Origin of the sequence: Psychrobacter sp. 1044 (assembly GCF_904846525.1) — a bacterium.
Lineage (GTDB): Bacteria > Pseudomonadota > Gammaproteobacteria > Pseudomonadales > Moraxellaceae > Psychrobacter.
This window is the reverse complement of record NZ_CAJHAZ010000004.1, coordinates 41,651-60,268: the sequence shown is the minus strand read 5'-3', so window position 1 is coordinate 60,268 and position 18,618 is coordinate 41,651. Positions and strand designations below refer to the sequence as shown.

Genomic DNA, 18,618 nt, shown 5'->3' with positions numbered 1-18,618 from the left:
ATAGTAAGTCTATTAATGTAGCAACAAAAGTTGGTCAGGTAAATACTTAAGCGTTGTTAGCAGTCAAATTATCATGAATGAAATCCTGACTTGCGGCTTAGTTATTCACGATTTTATCTTAATGCTGAATATTTGGTCGTTAAACAGTCGGCTTTTACAAGGAATCTTAGCCGCTCATGGCAGCATTGATCGTTTCATGTGATACAATTTCCAGCTTCTTAAAAATGCCTTTGAAAATGCCGCGAGCCAATCACCATGCAAAGCCTAGTTACCCTTGTTCTGGTATTAATGCCAATGTTTATTGGCTTTGCCATTCCTTCTCATCCAACCATGACAAAGCTTGCAGATAAAGGCTTATCTTATCTGGTATTCATCATCTTAGCGCTGATTGGTATCGAGCTGTCACAAGTTGAAGGACTTGGCAGTCAGATAGGCGAAATTGCGCTATATGTGACCATACTATCGATTTTGACAATTGGCAGTGGTTTATTTGCCCTGATGTTATTTGACCGACTGCGTCCATGGCATGCCAAAAAACCCAGCGTAAAATCTAAAGAACATCGCGTAAGTATCCGTGGTAGCCTCGCTCAAGTCGTTTGTATGGTCATTGGCATGGTGATTGGTTATTTCTTACCAGACAATTATATGCCGCCTGAAAATACGATGACGGTGATGCTGATGATATTAATTTTGTTGGTCGGCATTGGCTTAAAAGGCTCAGGTATTACGCTAAAAGAAGTGCTGCTGAATAAGCGCGGCGTTGAGATGAGTGTCATCTTTACACTAGCTGTATTGGTTGGTGGCTTGATATTTGCGCTGATGTTCAGTGAGGTATCGTGGACCAAAGGCTTGGCACTGGCGTCAGGATTTGGTTGGTATTCGTTATCAGCGATTGTGATGACTGATGCTTATGGCGCGGTTTGGGGCAGTGTCGCGCTATTTAATGACTTAGTGCGTGAGTTTTTTGCATTGATATTTATTCCCGTGTTTATGCGTAAATATCCATCAGCAGCAGTCGGGCTTGGCGGCGCGACGAGCTTAGACTTTACCTTACCAATTATTCAGCAATCAGGTGGTCTAAAAGTAGTGCCTTTAGCGATTAGTTTTGGCTTTATTATTAATATTGTCTCGCCTGTTTTGATGGTGGTGTTTTCGGCGTTGGGTTAAATATAAGGGCTCACGTTAAACTTTTTTAATAGAGTTTAACGTGAGCCCACTAGAGAGCTTTTATCCTGCGCTGCCAATTATATTAATATCCAATTATTAAACATCAATAGCAAAATAAACTTTATCCATAGAATAATCAAACGTCTCACTTAGCTTAGCCAAAGGTGCACGCCACACTTGAATAAACAAATCAGCTAATATATCTGCGCGCTCAAGGATTTTATCTTCATTCCATACACTTAAGTTATCCTCAGTTTCTGGTTGAAAATAACGGTTTAAATTAGATTTACTATACTTAAGTATCTCTGGGCGCTTTGTCTGCCATGAACCGTTAGAAATAGCAGGATTTAAGCTATTTGTGACTAGTGTTAAATTACCAATCGTATTTTTTAACGTATTCCTACGTGATTCTTGTTCTAGAATATCTTCTGCTGACTTACCTTCTTTTTCTAGTGGCCAGTGCTTTTCCCATTTCTCAGGTAAGATATGTTCAATAGTAAGGTTTTTCTGAATTGGCATGAATTCAGCTTTGGAATGATGTGAAGCACCATCTATTGCCTCTAATACCATCCTAAGTTTATATTGTGCGATACGGCCATACATTGGACGTTGTAACAACTGAGATTTCAGCTCGATATCATCAGGCATCCGCGAACTATCACTATCACTTTTAGATAAGATGGTATGTACATCTTTTGCGTTTATAGGAATATCAGACTCTTTTTTGGTTCGATATATATCTTTTATGGCGTCTGTAAAGTAGCGGTTATAGTTCTTACTAGTCATCCCACAAACCATTCTTCTAACTAAGTATGATTCCAAAATGCTTAGAAAATTATGTAACTCATTAGGTTGACTCTGCCATAATATCGTTGCCAATAACAATAATGGATAAACAGTCGCCGTATCTACGGCCTCTAATCGATATAAAAACAGAGCTAATCTTTCATCTTTAGGCTGAGTAATGGTTTGATAAAACTTGGCGAACTGCTTCAGAGCAATTAGATGCTCAGTCGTACTCTTAGGATGCTTAAAAAATTGATTATTAAATTTATCATAATTATCTTCTGTATCGTTAACATAGGCCTTAAATGAATCAAATAGATGCGATACTTTAATGTCATCTTGTAGCATTAAGCTTAAGTAATTTTGTAAAAACCAATCTATTCGTGGACGTTTAGTTCGCCCTTGACTTACCTCTTCACGCCAAAAATCGCTATCAAAAGCGAGCCAATACTCAGTATATAGATGCTCTACTTCTTTATCTGATCCAACAACTTTGCGAAACAAAAAATTCTTAATCAAATCTGCGGGTAACAGCTGTGTACCACGGGCATTTAGTGTCTCAAAAATAACCTGCGCTTCATCTTGCGAATGCAAATCAATGACAACAATTTGTAAATACTCACGTACTACTTGCCATAGTGCATCTAAGCAATTTTCAACATTATCACGCTCTACAAACCATGCCTCTAAAACCTTAGTAAAATATTGATAAGCTTTAAATATTTGACTATTCTTAATCTTGTCATCGAGCTGTGCTAACTGTTCTACGTCATAATGACTCAGTTGATGTACAACCTCAAAAGCGGGACGATCACTGTTGGTAGGCCAAATTTTATAAGCTTCTTGATCCAAATCAACCTTGCTACGCTTATTACTCACTAAACCATCAAATCTGTCGTAAAGCTTAGTATTACTGTGCTTTTCACAAAGGTCTCTAATAGCAATCATCATTATCTGTAAGGTAGTAAAGCGTTGTTGACCATCAATAACCTGTCTAGTCTCAATAGAACCAGTAGCATTGTTATCACGCTCTAATACTACTGCTCCTAAGAAATGGCTACGACAGTTCTCATTCGCTAGATAACGGTCGGCGACATCAACTATATCCTCCCATAAATGACACCAGTTTTTATCTTCTGTCCAAACGTAAGGACGTTGAAATAACGGTATTTGATAAGAGACAGTACTATCAAATATACGTTCTAGATTACGAGCATGTGCTTCCATTTATCGGTCTTTCCTCTAGTTGTTAATAATATAAAATAAATTTAAAACATTTTCGAAAATAAATTAGAATTAAACTTCCTATCAAGCCATCTCTAGATTTTTTTCCACCTGACAAACTCTATCATGCCACTCGATAAAAGCATCAATAGCTTGCGTAGCTGCTGTATTTCTATCAATCGTTTCTTTACCAGAAAAACTCTCGACATAATGACAAGCACGATAGCCTTGGGTAAAACGATCATAGTCAACAATCCACTGCTTACGCGCTTTTAACTCATCTTGACGTTGCTCAATGCTACTATCTATATCTGTGTTCTCGGAGCCAAACCAAAAGTCCTTAGCAGGGATATCTTTAGCTAACTTCTTATCTTTAACCTCATTCATGCGCCATGGTTTGGAAGTGAGACGCGCACGAAAGCATTGCTGCACCTGACATAGACGAACATAATTGGTATCCGCATGGAAATACTCAAACCATTCTTCGACCACGCTATCACTTGGCGATACAACATCGTGAGTGGCGATAATACGAAAGCCTGCTGGCGTTTGATATAAACGAAAGCATTCGGTAGGATGATTAACAACACGTTTTTTGATTAAATCCGTCATATAGGGCAGTAACGAGGCGGCGTCATCGGCATATTTTTGCGCGCGGGCCTTGTCTTTAACACTAGCTTGTTGCCACAAATAGACGGTCGCACCAATCATAACAGCCAATAACCACAACCATGATAGTCCTAGCCAAGCGATGACACTGGCAATAAGTATAAAGACAATAACAAAAAACCAAATTTTAATTTTGCTGGCGGGATTGCTTTGATTAACGAGAAAGGCAGGCATAAAGCCATGATGGTTATAATCATCAGGATAGATATGACGCAATAAATCATCATTATCAACATCGATAATGGCAATATTATCGACGTTAGCCACTTGGGCACCGTAGCTGTTACGCGTGACGATAAGCTGCGTTGCGGTTGCGCTATTATTAGTTAATTTAGTCTCTGGGAAAGAATGCTCGGAGACAATTTGTTCACGGATAGGAATGCCGTTGCCTTCGTTATACTCTTCCTTGCGCTCACGACGTAAGATATCTTCACCTGCCAGCCAGCGCTCATGGGCGTCATTGACTCGCAATTTAGCATGGGATAGCGCTTCCATTTGGCTGATATCTGACCAACCATAACGTTTGATAGTGGCTTGCTTGGAAGGGTTACTAGACGTTTCTAGCGATTCAAAGCGCTGTTTGTGTTGCGCCCAGTATTTAGGGATAAGCATGAGATTTGCCTTCGAGTAGTTATTTTTATTTTATGGTTATTTATTAATAAATGACAAAAACTAAAACTCGATACACCTGTTTGAGCATAGGTCATTTTGATGATAATTAGCTTTGTAGTTTTTTAAATCAGTTACTAAGCTATAAACTCTACGATTCATAGATCTGCCTTCCTCTGTATCAGAAGGTGCAATAGAACCTTTAATACCGCAATCGAGAGTAGTCAGACGACTAGACTCGATTTTGTGATTTAAAACTAGGTAGTTTTTAACAATGAGTGCTCTATTCTTAGCCAGTGAGTTTGATTGCAACATTGAGGTAGAAGCTTTATTGACCTCATCCTTCGAGACATGAGCTTCAATTTTTATAGTAGCCGTATCATAGTTATTCATCTGTTCTGCTACTCTATCAAGCTCATCATGATACTGTGGCAATAGCTCACTGCTGTCCTTGGTAAAAAAAGCACGATACTCCATCAGTGGAGGCATACCAATAAGACTTGTAATCTCAGGACAACCTTTTTCGTCCACTACCACGTTCTCTGTCGTATTTGGGCATTGATCTAAATCATCAGGCACGCCGTCGCTATCTAAACTAACCGTTATATTTGGCATCTTAATAGTTTGGCTTGTTTGCTTAGACAAGTCAGCGGTTTGACATGCGGATAGCGTTAAGACGCTGATTAAAACAACAAGCATACTTCTCAATAGCGTATTCATAAATTATTTCTTCTAAAGCTGCTGACAGACTTCTTTATAATGCTTCAAAGAATGCTGCTCATCAGGGTAATTCCTAGAATATGCTTTATCAGCTTCTATTACCGCCCCAAAAACTCTTTGATTCAACAATGACATTTCAGCAGCATGCTTTTCAGTTTCAATATTAGCACCTTCATTATTAACACCAAGCTGAATTTTATCCCTGCAATCAAACGCCAAAATTTTATCAGCAACAATCCCTTGCTCTACTAAATAATCTTTGACTAATTTCACGCGATTACTCGCTAAGCGCCTATTATTAGGCGTGGCGTTAGTGGATTGACGGTTTTCAGTTTCAGCTTTGGAGATATGGCCTGATAAAATGGTAACTAAATTAGGGTTGTTACGCGTTTTTTCAGCGACCTTTTGTACTTCAGTTAAATAAGCTTCGTTGGTTAGGGTAAGGCTATCTGAGGTGAAATAGACTCGAATATCCATTACTAGTGACCCAATCAAATTGACCGCCACTGGACAACCATAGGGATCAACCTTGACCCCTTCAGCAGTGTTAGGACAGTTATCAAGTTCATCGGGCACGCTGTCATTGTCTGTATCTGCAAGTGGCTCTATCAATACTTTAGGTGTGTTGTCTACATTTTTATCTATTGTATTATTTTTAGGTGTAGATTGGCAGGAGGCTAAAATAAAACTAGCTATTACGATGGCTATCGCCATCCATGACTGAGTCTTCATACGCCATCCTTAGTTTAGTTAATAACTTGATTCAAACCTTAAACCCCACTCGCCTGCTTAGCAAACAGTCTCATTAATGGCTTAATTTTGCCAACACGATACATACCTTCATTACGAATTTGTTGAATAGGACGCATCTGTGCAAGTGACCCTGCAAATAGCCAATTAAGCGCGGAAAAGCTATGCATCATCAGGCTATTATGTGGACGGCGCAAACGCTCGTAGCTACGCAATGTTTGATTGCTGCCCCAACTGGTTCCACCACTACGTTCAAAATCATGTGCCAATTGCTCGCTTAAGACCTGTACATCGAGCATGCCTAAATTCAACCCTTGACCCGCTAAGGGGTGGACACCATGCGCCGCATCACCGATTAAGACCAAATTATCTGCGACGTAGCTTTTCGCTTGTTGCGCGGTCAGTGGAAAGCTAGCGATTGACTCAATTTGAGTGATAGCACCTAGCTCATAGTTACTGGCAACAGCCAATTTATCAGCAATGATGCGCGCGTCCTCCTCTATCAACGCCAATGCTTGATTGCGTGGCAACGTCCATACAATCGACTGCCAATGTTGTGGGTTGGCTTTATCTGCATCAGTGATATCAGCGAGCGGCAATAACGCCAGCGTACCTGTGGGCAGCATTGCTTGGCGCGCAGTCGCTTGATGCGGTTTTTCGGTGTGAATCGCACAGCAAATAGCGGTTTGATTATAATCAAGTGTATCCAGTCCAATGGCTGCTTGCTGGCGCACAAATGAGCCACGACCATCGGCACCAACCAGCAGAGCCGCTGCTATAGCAGTATGATCATCTAAAGTCACATGGTAGCCTTGATCTGCACCTAACCAATCCATGTTTGTGACTTTTTGCCCCGCGATAATGGTTAGATAGTCACTGACATCATCTTCATACAGGCGTTGCCATAACGCATGCTCAATGACGGCAGGCTCGACCATGCTACCGAGTATTTGCGGTAAATGACTGTTAGGATGATTATCAACACTGTCACCAAATAATAGCTCGCCCATGCCGTTTAGTTGCCACACCTGCATTTGCGAGTAGTCCGCTTTACGCTCTGATGCTGCTATCTTTTGCCATGCGCCCACGTCTTTAAGTAAGTTAATACTGGCAAGACTCAAGGCATAAACGCGCGCATCCCGCTTGCCAAGCACCTGTTGCCATTCTGAGTCATCACGTGCAGAGCGAGCATCAATTAACGTCACGGGCATTTTTGCTTGCGCCAACTGTAAAGCAAGCGTTGCCCCAACAATACCGCTACCGATAATCAGCGTATGATTATTCTTCATAAGTTATTCCTACAGTTAAGTGCAATCGTATAGAACATTGGTCTAGACTGTTAATATACCGTGATATGGCAAACTAAGACTTTAATCCCATCGCGTAGTTAGCGACTAGTGGCTTAATATTTGGCAGTTTATCAAAGGCAACCAAGGCCACATTCCTTGCCAACTTGATGGCTGGATTAGGATGGGTAAAACCATGTACCACGGCATCACAGAAGCGAATGACGCGTTTTTGATCGCTTAGACGTGCTTTCTCATAGCGTTTTAACAGTTGCGTATCGCCGATGTCTTCGCCCTTTAGCACTTGCGCGCTCATCATTTGTGCCAGCACATGGGCATCGCGCATACAAAGGTTAAAACCTTGACCAGCGACAGGGTGCAAGGTATGAGCAGCATTACCCATGATGACACAGCGACCCTCTACTTGCTTGTCTGCCAGCACGCGTGTCAGTGGATAAGCGCCGCGGCGACCAGCAGCGACAAAAGTGCCCGCACGCTCACCAAAGGCTTGCTGCAATGTCACTAAGAAATGGGCATCATCAGCTAAATATTTATTTTCCTCACCTTTTGGGCAGACCCAAACTACTGAGCGTCTATGACCATTTTGATAGTCGTCATTTCCATCGCCTTCTGGATCGGTCAGTGGTAACACCGCTAGTGGCCCTGCTGGACTAAAACGCTCTATCGCCACATGTGCGTGTGGCTTGTCAGTTTCTACCACACCGACGATAGCGGTTTGCTGATAATCATAAGTCGTCGTGCCAATATTTAATAATTGACGTACCGTCGAATCGCGACCATCACAAGCAACCAACACGCTGGCTTGCAATTGCTGCTCATGTTCCTCTTCACCATAATAGTTAAAGCTGAGTGTCACCCCATCCGCTTGTTGCATCACGGCGATGACATTGGCATTATCAATCAAAGTGATTAATGGCTCTTGCTGCGCAGCTAATAAAAGCTTACGTCCGAGCCACGCATTTTCCATCACTTGTCCAAATGACTCGACCCGCTCTTCAGCTTTATTTAATTGTGCACGCCCAAAGCTGCCTTGCTCACTAATCTGCACCGCATCGATACGACAAGCATGACTTTGCAACTCATCCCATAACCCAATCTCTTGATAGATCTGTACCGTACGACGTGACAGTGCTGTATTGCGGCTATCTAAATAATGGCTGCGATTGCTGTCATCATTTGGACTGATGGTTGGATAACTGTTTTTTTCTAATAACGTGCTAGCAATACCATGATGCGCTAGTAACAGTGCAAATGACAATCCCACATGACCACCGCCAGCGATGAGGACTTGCTGCTCAGTAGCTGCCTGTTTATGTTCACACTTTTTTTTAGCATTCGATAAATTTACATCAGTATTTTGCATTATCATTCCTAATTTTCATGTCTATTTTACGCTGTTGGGCGCACGCACTATAAGCGATGAATGATCGCTAGAATTCTTTTAATTTTTTAGGGAATATTTAACATTCACACATCGGCATAGCCTTAGTCGAATGCGTAATAGGTCCTAACCTTCGTCAGCTTTCATCAGCCTTCATCATTTTATTCATATTTTAAACTCAGCGATAAAGCACTATGACATCACCCATAGATTACCACAAATCGCCTCCAACTCTGTCGCCTTAACAGTAGCCAAAACGTATACCTGAAACGCTTGATTTCGTCACGCTCTAAACGTTATTTGTAATGTCATAACCCGCTCAAAAATGGACATAAAAATATCAAAGTCGAAAAGCGGTTGCAATCGTCGTACAAAAACAGTGGCATCTGTTCGACGTATGGCTTGAAATTTAAAATCTATCGACCATAATAAAGGCAAGACCGTTACTTATCACCACTCCTAAAACGAATAATAATTCTACGTCATTTCTATCTCTATAACGTAAAGCCAAGACCATAACGACCGACCATTTTATCTCTTAAACCCGCAATGCCATCAAAACCAAATCATAGCATTGGGGTACATAATAAAAGGATAATCGCTTGACTGATTCCATGAGCCGCCGTATAAAGTTTGAATCATTGACACCCGCACAGCTCAAAACCGTGCTTGGTGAATACAACAACCACATGAAATATATCCAACAACGCCTCGATATCAAAATCATGCAGCGTCAAGGTGACTTCTGTTTGAGTGGCGACATATCGAATGTCGAGCGCGGTGAACGTATTATTTATAAACTGGTAGATGAGGCACAGAATACCAAGGACATTAGTGCAGCGGAGCTACATCTTATTATCCAATCGAGCATTTCTCGTGATGAAGATATGGAAGCTGATGAGCAAGAAGCCAAGGATAATGCAGACGCTGAGGCGGACTTAGAATCAGCTCACGAGTTTACGCCAGTTAGCTTACGCACGCGTAAAGGTCGTATCATTCCTCGCGGTGGCAATCAGCAGACCTACGTCCAAAACGTACTGAACTCTGATGTCTCATTCGGTATTGGTCCTGCTGGTACGGGTAAGACCTATTTAGCCGTGGCTTGCGCCGTGGATATGCTTGAGCGTAATGAGATTGAGCGGATTTTATTGGTGCGTCCGGCGGTAGAAGCTGGTGAAAAACTGGGCTTTCTGCCAGGTGACTTGACGCAAAAAATCGATCCCTACTTGCGTCCATTATATGATGCGCTATATGAGATGATCGGCGTTGAAAAAGTGGGCAAGCTGATTGAAAAACAAGTCATCGAAATCGCACCCCTTGCCTATATGCGCGGTCGTACGTTAAACAACTCGTTTGTCATCTTAGATGAAGCGCAAAACACCACGCCTGAACAGATGAAAATGTTTTTGACCCGTTTGGGTTTCGGTTCACGAGCAGTAATTACAGGTGATATTACACAGGTCGATTTGCCACGTGGTCACAAGTCAGGCTTAGCGCAAGCAATGGAAATCTTAAGTGGTATTGAAGAAATTCATATCACCAAGTTTGATTCAAAAGATGTGGTACGTCATCAATTGGTACAGAAAATTGTAGAAGCCTACGATGTTTATGATGAAGAACAAGTAGCGTTAGAAGAAAAGCGTAAGTTTGAGCGCAGAAAAGAGCAAGAGCGTAAACAAGTTGTTGCTAATGCTGCAGCCAAGCTATAAACGGTCTAGCCTGCTACTTAATGTTATAAAAATGCAAAGCCGGATTACTATCAGTAATCCGGCTTTTTACGACGAGAGCTTTTTAGGTTTAGTCATAAGTTCTATCAGATGATAAAGCACACCATCTTACAATAAAGTAAAAGGATAATGGCATGAGCCAAGAGAAGGGTAACAACAGTTTTGACAACCATGATGCAAATGAGCGTGCTGGCGATGATGCCAGTTTGGCAGCACTTGATATCAGTGCCACCAGTAGTATTGATGATGACATACTGGACACTTTTTATGATCGTAAGCACTTACAGTCTGTGATGATGGCAGCGTTGGATTATATCGATGAGCGCATTAAAGAAGGTCTAACGCTACCCTATTTTGTAGATATCGACCCTGAGCTATGGCAAGAAAAATCTAAAGTATTAGACATATACATTACCGATGAAATTGAGGGTCAGGCATTAAATCTGGAAGCACGCGGTAAGGATTATGCGACCAATATTTTATCTTATCCAAGTGATCTGCCAGCCGCAATTATTGAGCTGATGCCAACGCTACCCCTCGGTGAGCTGGTCATCTGTCATGGCGTCATAGTACGTGAAGCCGCAGAACAAGAAAAGACAACCGCACAGCACATTAGCCATTTACTGATACATGGTGTGCTGCACTTATTGGGTTTTGATCATGAGCTTGGACAAGCCGAGCAAGATGAGATGGAACGGTTTGAAATTGAGATTTTAGCAGGTCTCAGCCTTCCAAACCCTTATACTTAGTTCGAATTTTTAGCGACTAATCTTTGGTCATCGGTAGCTTTTGTGCTTGACTCATCTGATTAATCATCTGATCCAGTCCTTTGACATGGACATTACGCTGCGGGAATGGAATGTCGATTTTTTCATCATCCAAGGCGTATTTGAATTGCTCCAGCAAATCACACTGCATGGTCCACCAGTCAGCATTGGTTGTCCAAATATTGAGCGTCAAGTCTACTGAGTTATCACCCAAATTGGTGACACGTACGATAGGTTCAGGGTCAGTAAAGGCCAACGGATTATTTTTTGCCAAATTCAGCATCACGTTTTTGGCAGTTTTGATATCGGCATCATAGCCAATACCAACCGTGATATCGACACGGCGGTTGGGTAGCGCCGTATAGTTCGTCACAGCTGAAGTCGTAATATCACTATTTGGGATAATGATATCGTGATTGTTTATCGTCGTCAGGTGGGTATTTACCAAAGTGATTTCTGTTACGGTTCCTGTGTAGCTACTGATTTGCACATAATCGCCGCGCACAAAGGGGCGAAACGTCACAATCATGATGCCAGCGGCAAAGTTAGACAACTGATCTTTTAGTGACAGACCAATGGCTACTGCAGCACCGCCCAATATAGCGACGACTGAGGTGGTCTGTACGCCAACCTTACTCAAAGCAGCTAACGCAACCACGACCAGTAGCACCCCATAGATTAAGCGACCTAAAAAGTTCGCAACGGTATCATCTAAGCGACTACGCAACATCATTTTGTGAGCAACGGTGACTGCCTTTTTGGCAAGCCAGCGACCTACGACGAATATTAATATCGCTAGCGCAACTTTAATGACCAAGCTTAATGCGTTACTGGTTAAGTTGGCAACATCTATTGTAAAACCTAAAAATTCCATACTGACTCTTTATTTTATAGCGGTGTGTGGTATTCGTTTGTTATAAATATTGGTATCTTATCTGTTTGCAGCGTAGCTAACGCTCATCATCTATATATTGAATTCGCTTAGGGCGTGTTTGATATTCACAAATAGGCACTGCTGATTGCGAATATTCAACATGCTCTAATAGGTGACAGTGACTTTATCACTATAAAGAAAAGTGCGTATCAGACGCAATTCGACGATATCGCCCATGTCTTTGGTGAATTTACCAAAGGGCGCTGCTTGGCGTACCGATTGCTTTGCTGCTTCATCTAATAATGTGGAGTTGGAGCTTTCAAGCAGACGTATGGCTTTAACATTACCATCACTACTGATAATAACCATCAGGCGAACTTCGCCATTGATTTTTTGCGCCCGCGCCTGCATGGGATAATGCAAATTCCCAATGCGTTCGATATGCTCACGGAAGGTATTAATATAATCTGCAGCACCGAGCGTGGTCGAATTGCTATCGACCGTCACGACTTTTGATTTGGTTGCATAAACTTGCTGACGTTGAGACAGCTGTGTCTCTAAAGTAGCAATTTGTTTACGCAGACGCTCTTCTTGCGCCATCATATCATCTTGTGCTTGCTTGCTATTATTATCAGACTCCACGCTCGCTTGACGCCAGCTTAAGGTGGTACGCAGATAGCTTTCTTGATAATGCTGCTGGCGTACTTGACGCTGCAGGCTAATCACATCTTGCGTCTCACTTATTTGCTCAGCAGACAATGGACTGATTTGGTCGTTCTCTTGTCTTAATTGCTCCTCCACTGTGCCGCCACCTTCTTGGGAAGCATTAGCAATAAAGTGGGCGTCTTCATTTGGCTGCATATTGTCGGTTAGCGCTTTTGCTACATCTTGCATCATTGCTGCAGGATCTTTGCCCATCGAAAAGCCTATACCAAAAATAATAATGGCGTGTACGGCCACAGCGATAACGATGGCCACCGGTAAACTAACATCCCGCTTAGGTGCTTGCGCGGAAAAATGATAGCTTTGTGAATCTTTGATATAGGCCACAATGGGTCTCAGCTTATGAATATGAGCTTATAAATACAAGACAGCAAGTAATAAGCGTTATGATAATGAGCAGGATTTATGCTGGCGCTATCATAACATGACATAGAATTCTGTCGCTAGCACAACCGTTGCCGACTCATTTTAATCCACTCACACATGATTTATCTCCTTTGGTCAATTTATTGACGAGTTGAACCAGCAAAAATGATATAAAACCAATGCGGATATGTCATCGCTAGACCGTATTTTGAACATATAAGCATTGCCAATTAAATGATTTGCGACAAAACCCATGTGTCCATTTTGAAGCCATCATATTTGTTATATACTGTTTTATAATTTTTGTGTCATTAGGGCGGGTTAAACAGGCGTAAATAGACAGGGCAGATTATTGCTGGTTAAGCAAAAACGCATGTAATGACCACTCGCCAGCTTTCATTAAAGAACAGTCAGTCTGTCTGTCATTTTTTAATCAGTCGCTCTTTATGCCATTGAGTCAGCTACCTCCCCTATAATTATAAGGATAATAAGTTTGAGTGATTTTGATAACAGGGATAATTCAGACAATTTTGATGAATTTTTTGAAAATATGGGCTATCGTTTCGACGAATCATTTAGCGATGGTTGGGAGCGCCTTACCCAATCAATCAAACAGATATATCATAGAACGACTGATAAATTCGAAGATGAGTTGTCGCTGCCAGTGGCACAGATCTATGTCAATGATGCGCTACAGAAGTTCGTCACTGATAATGTAAAAGCCATCTTAGAGCTACGTGTTGAGATGCATGATGACTGGTTCCGCTTATACTGTACGGTCGATGCTGGTGGCATTTATGCAGAGGTGGCGAGTAATTTTAGTTTGATTCATGTACAGCTCGATCGTAACGTCCAGCGATTTGTCTTTGGTCAACAGACTTATACTGATGTGCTAAATCTACGTTGTGAGTCGTTTATTAAGCGCCAAGGTATCAAACTGTTTATTTGGTTTTATCACACTATTCTGAAAAAAGACCCATTAGGCTTTATTCTCTCTTATATCAATATCGCCCGTGCAAAAGACGAGGTTATCTACGTTGATATCAATCGTTGGTTAAAAAAGAACAAAAAAATCATGAGCACTTTGCATAAAGTTCAAGTCAACTATGGCGAGCTTGAAGAAGAGCAAATGATTTTGAAAACTCAAATCAATTATCGTGATTTATTGGCTGCCAGCAGTAACGAAGATATTATCGGCGATGATGATGAGCCTGAGCTGATGCAAGGCCCTATTAACCCAATAGATGATGCGACCGAACCGAGTCAGGTATAAACCCCTCAGTATACAAATGACGTTTTTTACTTAGCAAAAAAGCGCTGACACTTAGAGACTATTATTGTCTTTTAGGGTCAGCGCTTTTTTATCGAGCAAATTTTCACTGGCTTCTAAAGCGTGCCGTCATCAATCATGCAACTACCAGTAATTTTCTACAGCAATATTGCCCTCGCCGCGACGATTCATCACCAAACCTAAAGTCTTGAGCGCTTCTTTGGTGTCTTCCACCATGTCTGGATTACCACATAACATGACGTGCGTGCTATCAATATCTAAGGCAATCCCTGCGCGCTCTTGCAGCGTACCATCTAGCAGCAGCTTGGGCAAGCGCTCTGTCAGGGCGCCTTCGATAGGCTCACGGGTAACGATGGGAACAAAGATTAGTTTTGCAGGATTGTCAACCAGAGAACCAAAGTCTTCTTGCAAGCTTTCGATCTTGTCGATATAGGCAAGCTCTTCTATCGAGCGCGCGCTATAGGCCAATATGATGTGCTCGTAATCTTCCCACGTCTGCAAATCTTGTAGCATTGACAAGAAAGGCGCTAAGCCTGTTCCAGTCGCCAGTAACCATAAATCTTTTGGTAACGGTTTTTGATAACGTGCTAACGTCAAAAAACCAAACGGCATGGTATTAAGCAGTAGCTCGTCGCCGACTTCTAGATGTTGCAATTGCGAGGTAAATGCACCATCAGGAATTACGATAGAGAAGAACTCTAGCACCTCATCAAAAGGTGAAGAGACGATGGAATAAGCCCGAAAGATGTCTTCGTTTAGTTTTTCATTCTGTTCTTCATTAGCAACGGCATTACCTGCTGCACGCTGCTGTTTATAATATTTTAATTGACTGGGATTGACGCCCAAACGCACAAATTGACCCGCAGTAAACTTAAAGCTATCAGGACGGCTGACAGTGAAGCTAAATAGGTTTGGCGTCCACGTGGTCTTACTAAGCACAGTTACTGTCTGAATATTATCACTCATAAGAATTATCGACTCACTTTTTAGTAATCATTATTTTTAGTAATCATTATTTTTATCAAGACTTTAAACGACACAAAATAAAAGATGCGCCAAGCTTATCACAAAGCTGGCGCATCTTGGGTTTCTGACCGTAATAACAGATAAGCAGCGGTATCAGCATACCCCTACTTACCCTTTTGCTATTTACCAAATACGTGCCAGACTTGCCCATTCAATCATGCTGTTTGGCAAGATACCAAAGAAGATAATCATCGCGGTCACCGCAATAACCATAATCCCGCCAGTACGCATCGCCCATTGGCTAGAAACGTCAAACTCAATGAACTGTTTCGGACGTTTAAAGAGGGTGAGCATCACGCGCAAGTAATAGAATAAGCCGATCGCACTACCCAAGATAATCATCGCTGCCAAGAACCAATTGGTTCCTTGTACCGCTGCCAATATCGCAAATAGCTTGGTAATAAAGCCAGCCGTCAACGGAATACCCGCCAATGACAACATCATAATAGTCATAACCGCAGTCAATACGGGACGACGCCAAAACAGCCCTTGATAATGGGTCAGCTCATCAGCCTCACCAGATAAACGATAAGGGCTCGACATCAAGGTTACAACGCCAAAGGCACCGATAGAGGTTAATGCATAAACCGCCATATACATACTAGAGATACTATCCGCTGCCGCGCCGATACTGACGATGACAATCAACACATAACCCATATGGGCAATGGATGAATAACCCAATAGGCGTTTGAGGCTGGTTTGACGTACTGCTAATAAGTTACCGACTAAGATAGATAAAGTTGCCATGACCATTAACAGCATTTGCACCGATGGCAAGGCCAATAAAGACGTATCGATTAAGAAACGAACCGCCAAGCCCATCATAGCTACTTTTGATACCGATGCTAAAAAAGTAGCGATTGGTGCTGGAGCGCCTTCGTATACATCTGGTGTCCACATATGAAACGGCGCAGCAGAGAGTTTGAAGGCGATACCGAACATCATCATCGCCGCACCAAGTATCAGAAGTGGCGACTCAAAAACATCACCCAATACCATACTGATTGGCTTAAAGGCGAGCGAGCCTACTTCGGCATAGATAAATGCCATACCCATGAGTAATGTCGCCGATGCCGTCGCTGACAGCACCAAGTATTTCAGCCCTGACTCAAGCGAGCGGTTGCGCATATAGGTATATGACAGCATGCCGTATAGCGGTATAGACAGCATCTCTAAGCTCATAAAGAATGACGCTAAATGCTGAGCACTGACCATCAGTAAAGCACCAATCGTCGATAGCAACATGAGCAAATATAGCTCTTCTTTATTATCTTTGAGGTTGGCTAAATACGCATAAGATAACGTACAGCAAGCCAATGCACAGATAAAAATAATCACCATATTAAACTGAGCAAAGTTATCAATAACGAATAACTGCTCAGCATTTGGCACGAGAGTACCGCTATTCACCATACCTGTCATTTGCCCAATGAGGGTAAACAGACCAATATTTAAGCCGACGACCGTTATCGTACCAGTCACCATATGTGAGCGTTTAATTGCGATGGCAATCATGACCACCAATACCGTAATAACGACGGCAATGATTGGCGCATAAGGCAACAATCCCATCAAATCATTCATCGTAATATCATTCATGACTTAACGTGCCTCCATTGCATCAAGCAGTTGCGACGCATCTACTTGTGTGACTTGACTGTATATATAAGCGTTATTGATCCACTGCATCGCATGACTTGAGGTATCAAGGAACGGCTGTGGATATAGACCAAGCCATACCAAGCCTGCAGCGAGCATCAATAACAATGACAACTCACGCTTGCCCAAATCTTTTAATGGACGCGTAGGCAAACCATGTGCTTTGGTTTCTTGCATGGCGACTGCTTCGATATTATTTTTGCCAAATAATGCACGGTGAATCAAAATAAGCGAGTATAGCCCTGCTAGTACCAGACTGAATGTTGCAAAGACCACAAATACTGGATACTGAGCAAAAGCACCAAATAAAATCATGAACTCGCCAATGAAATTACCTGTCCCCGGAATACCGAGCAATGCCGCACAGAAGAACATCAGTATCGGTGCGTAGTAACGGAACTGACCCCACATACCACCCATCAAGGTCAAATCACGCGTATGTAGACGCTCATATAACTGCCCTGCCATGATGAATAGCGCTGCTGAGCTTAAGCCGTGCGCTAACATCTGAATCATCAGACCTTGCAAGCTGAGTAAGGTTCCAGCATAAATTGCCAATACCACAAAGCCCATATGCGAGATACTGGTATAAGCCAGTAGACGCTTCATATCGGTCTGCATAAAGGCGAGCCATGCGCCATAAAAGATACCAATCGTACCCAAGGTCATGGCAATCGGCGCAAAATCTTGTGATGCTGCTGGGAATAACGGCAACACAAAACGAATCAAACCATATGCGGCGGTTTTAATTAGCACCCCTGCCAAATCCACTGAACCTGCCGTTGGGGCTTGTGCGTGCGCATCTGGCAACCAGCCATGGAACGGAATAATCGGCAGCTTAACGGCAAAGCCAATAAAGAAGCACAGCATGATCGGATATTCCCAGCCGCCAAGTGACGTACCGAGCAAATCATTATAATTAAAGCTGACCACCCCTTTTTGAGCGTAGCTGATAATGACCAATATCAAAATACCGACCAGCATAATAAGCCCAGACGCTTGGGTATAAATAAAGAACTTAGTCGCTGCGTATTCCTTGGTTTTGCCAACCACATCATGACCCCAAATAGCGATCAAGAAGTAGATAGGAACCAGCATCATCTCCCAAAAGAAGAAGAACAAGAACAGATCAATGGCTAAGAAAACACCAATGACGCCGCCCAAGCTCCACAAAAGGTTGAGATGAAAAAAGCCGACTCGACGCTGAATCTCATTCCACGAACAAGCCACTGCAGCAATACCGAGCAATCCTGTCAACGCCACCATCATCAGTGACAAGCCATCCATCGCTAAATGGAAGCTAATACCAAAGCTCGGTATCCAAGGCACACTAAATTCAGCGACCCAAGGCACAGCAGCGTCTGGCGCAATGACTTGCTTACTCATGCCACTAAAGTCGCCGTATTGCCACATCACTAGCGATAATACAAAGGTCAACGTCATACCGATTAGAGCAATCCAGCGCGGCAGACGTTTATTAAAGCGCTCGACCAACCAACATAACAACCCGGCAATAAAGGGAATTGCAATTAATGCTGGTAGCATCCACGTTTGTTGTAACTCAATCAT

General features: G+C 42.4%; 15 protein-coding genes. 4 read left to right on the top strand and 11 right to left on the bottom strand.

Annotated features, from left to right (window positions below; all coding sequences use genetic code 11):
- Nucleotides 1–255: 255 nt before the first annotated feature.
- Nucleotides 256–1,167, top strand: a complete 912-nt coding sequence (locus JMX82_RS03775; protein ID WP_201539535.1) for a lysine exporter LysO family protein — start codon at nt 256–258, stop codon at nt 1,165–1,167.
- A gap of 96 nt (nt 1,168–1,263) precedes the next feature.
- On the opposite strand, the gene JMX82_RS03770 is transcribed toward JMX82_RS03775, so the two are convergent.
- The 6 genes from JMX82_RS03770 to JMX82_RS03745 all read right to left on the bottom strand — a co-directional run bounded on the left by JMX82_RS03770 (nt 1,264) and on the right by JMX82_RS03745 (nt 8,595).
- Nucleotides 1,264–3,180, bottom strand: coding sequence for a DUF262 domain-containing protein (locus JMX82_RS03770; RefSeq protein ID WP_201539534.1), 1,917 nt, complete (start codon nt 3,178–3,180; stop codon nt 1,264–1,266).
- 81 nt (nt 3,181–3,261) lie between these two features.
- Nucleotides 3,262–4,458, bottom strand: coding sequence for a hypothetical protein (locus JMX82_RS03765; protein WP_201539533.1), 1,197 nt, complete (start codon nt 4,456–4,458; stop codon nt 3,262–3,264).
- Between the two features lie 60 nt (nt 4,459–4,518).
- Nucleotides 4,519–5,175, bottom strand: a complete 657-nt coding sequence (locus tag JMX82_RS03760) for an OmpA family protein (protein ID WP_201539532.1) — start codon at nt 5,173–5,175, stop codon at nt 4,519–4,521.
- Between the two features lie 12 nt (nt 5,176–5,187).
- Nucleotides 5,188–5,907 (bottom strand): OmpA family protein, encoded by a 720-nt coding sequence (locus tag JMX82_RS03755; protein ID WP_201539531.1) that lies wholly within the window; start codon nt 5,905–5,907, stop codon nt 5,188–5,190.
- 38 nt (nt 5,908–5,945) lie between these two features.
- Nucleotides 5,946–7,214, bottom strand: a complete 1,269-nt coding sequence (locus JMX82_RS03750; protein ID WP_201539530.1) for an FAD-dependent monooxygenase — start codon at nt 7,212–7,214, stop codon at nt 5,946–5,948.
- 73 nt (nt 7,215–7,287) lie between these two features.
- Nucleotides 7,288–8,595, bottom strand: a complete 1,308-nt coding sequence (locus JMX82_RS03745) for an FAD-dependent monooxygenase (protein ID WP_227676283.1) — start codon at nt 8,593–8,595, stop codon at nt 7,288–7,290.
- Between the two features lie 632 nt (nt 8,596–9,227).
- On the opposite strand from JMX82_RS03745, the gene JMX82_RS03740 reads away from it, so the two are divergent.
- Both JMX82_RS03740 and ybeY read left to right on the top strand, forming a co-directional pair.
- Nucleotides 9,228–10,322 carry a PhoH family protein gene (locus JMX82_RS03740; RefSeq protein WP_201539617.1) on the top strand — a complete coding sequence of 365 codons (1,095 nt, stop codon included), beginning with the start codon at nt 9,228–9,230 and terminating at the stop codon, nt 10,320–10,322.
- Nucleotides 10,323–10,474: 152 nt separating this feature from the next.
- Nucleotides 10,475–11,089: an rRNA maturation RNase YbeY gene (gene ybeY / locus JMX82_RS03735; RefSeq protein WP_201539529.1), complete on the top strand. Its 615-nt coding sequence runs from the start codon at nt 10,475–10,477 to the stop codon at nt 11,087–11,089.
- 16 nt (nt 11,090–11,105) lie between these two features.
- Here ybeY and JMX82_RS03730 read toward each other — a convergent pair whose 3' ends face one another.
- Together JMX82_RS03730 and JMX82_RS03725 are read right to left on the bottom strand one after the other, a co-directional pair.
- Nucleotides 11,106–11,981, bottom strand: a complete 876-nt coding sequence (locus tag JMX82_RS03730) for a mechanosensitive ion channel family protein (RefSeq protein ID WP_045451667.1) — start codon at nt 11,979–11,981, stop codon at nt 11,106–11,108.
- A 165-nt stretch (nt 11,982–12,146) separates the two neighbouring features.
- Nucleotides 12,147–13,031, bottom strand: coding sequence for an energy transducer TonB (locus tag JMX82_RS03725; RefSeq protein WP_201539528.1), 885 nt, complete (start codon nt 13,029–13,031; stop codon nt 12,147–12,149).
- A 532-nt stretch (nt 13,032–13,563) separates the two neighbouring features.
- On the opposite strand from JMX82_RS03725, the gene JMX82_RS03720 reads away from it, so the two are divergent.
- Nucleotides 13,564–14,343, top strand: a complete 780-nt coding sequence (locus JMX82_RS03720; protein WP_201539527.1) for a hypothetical protein — start codon at nt 13,564–13,566, stop codon at nt 14,341–14,343.
- 141 nt (nt 14,344–14,484) lie between these two features.
- On the opposite strand, the gene JMX82_RS03715 is transcribed toward JMX82_RS03720, so the two are convergent.
- From JMX82_RS03715 to nuoM, 3 genes are all read right to left on the bottom strand, one after another.
- On the bottom strand, nt 14,485–15,327 hold the full coding sequence (locus tag JMX82_RS03715) for a ferredoxin--NADP reductase (RefSeq protein ID WP_201539526.1): 843 nt from the start codon (nt 15,325–15,327) through the stop codon (nt 14,485–14,487).
- A gap of 183 nt (nt 15,328–15,510) precedes the next feature.
- On the bottom strand, nt 15,511–16,989 hold the full coding sequence (gene nuoN, locus JMX82_RS03710; RefSeq protein ID WP_193007134.1) for an NADH-quinone oxidoreductase subunit NuoN: 1,479 nt from the start codon (nt 16,987–16,989) through the stop codon (nt 15,511–15,513).
- Between the two features lie 3 nt (nt 16,990–16,992).
- Entirely contained in the window at nt 16,993–18,618 is a 1,626-nt protein-coding gene (nuoM, locus tag JMX82_RS03705; RefSeq protein WP_201539525.1) for an NADH-quinone oxidoreductase subunit M, read from the bottom strand.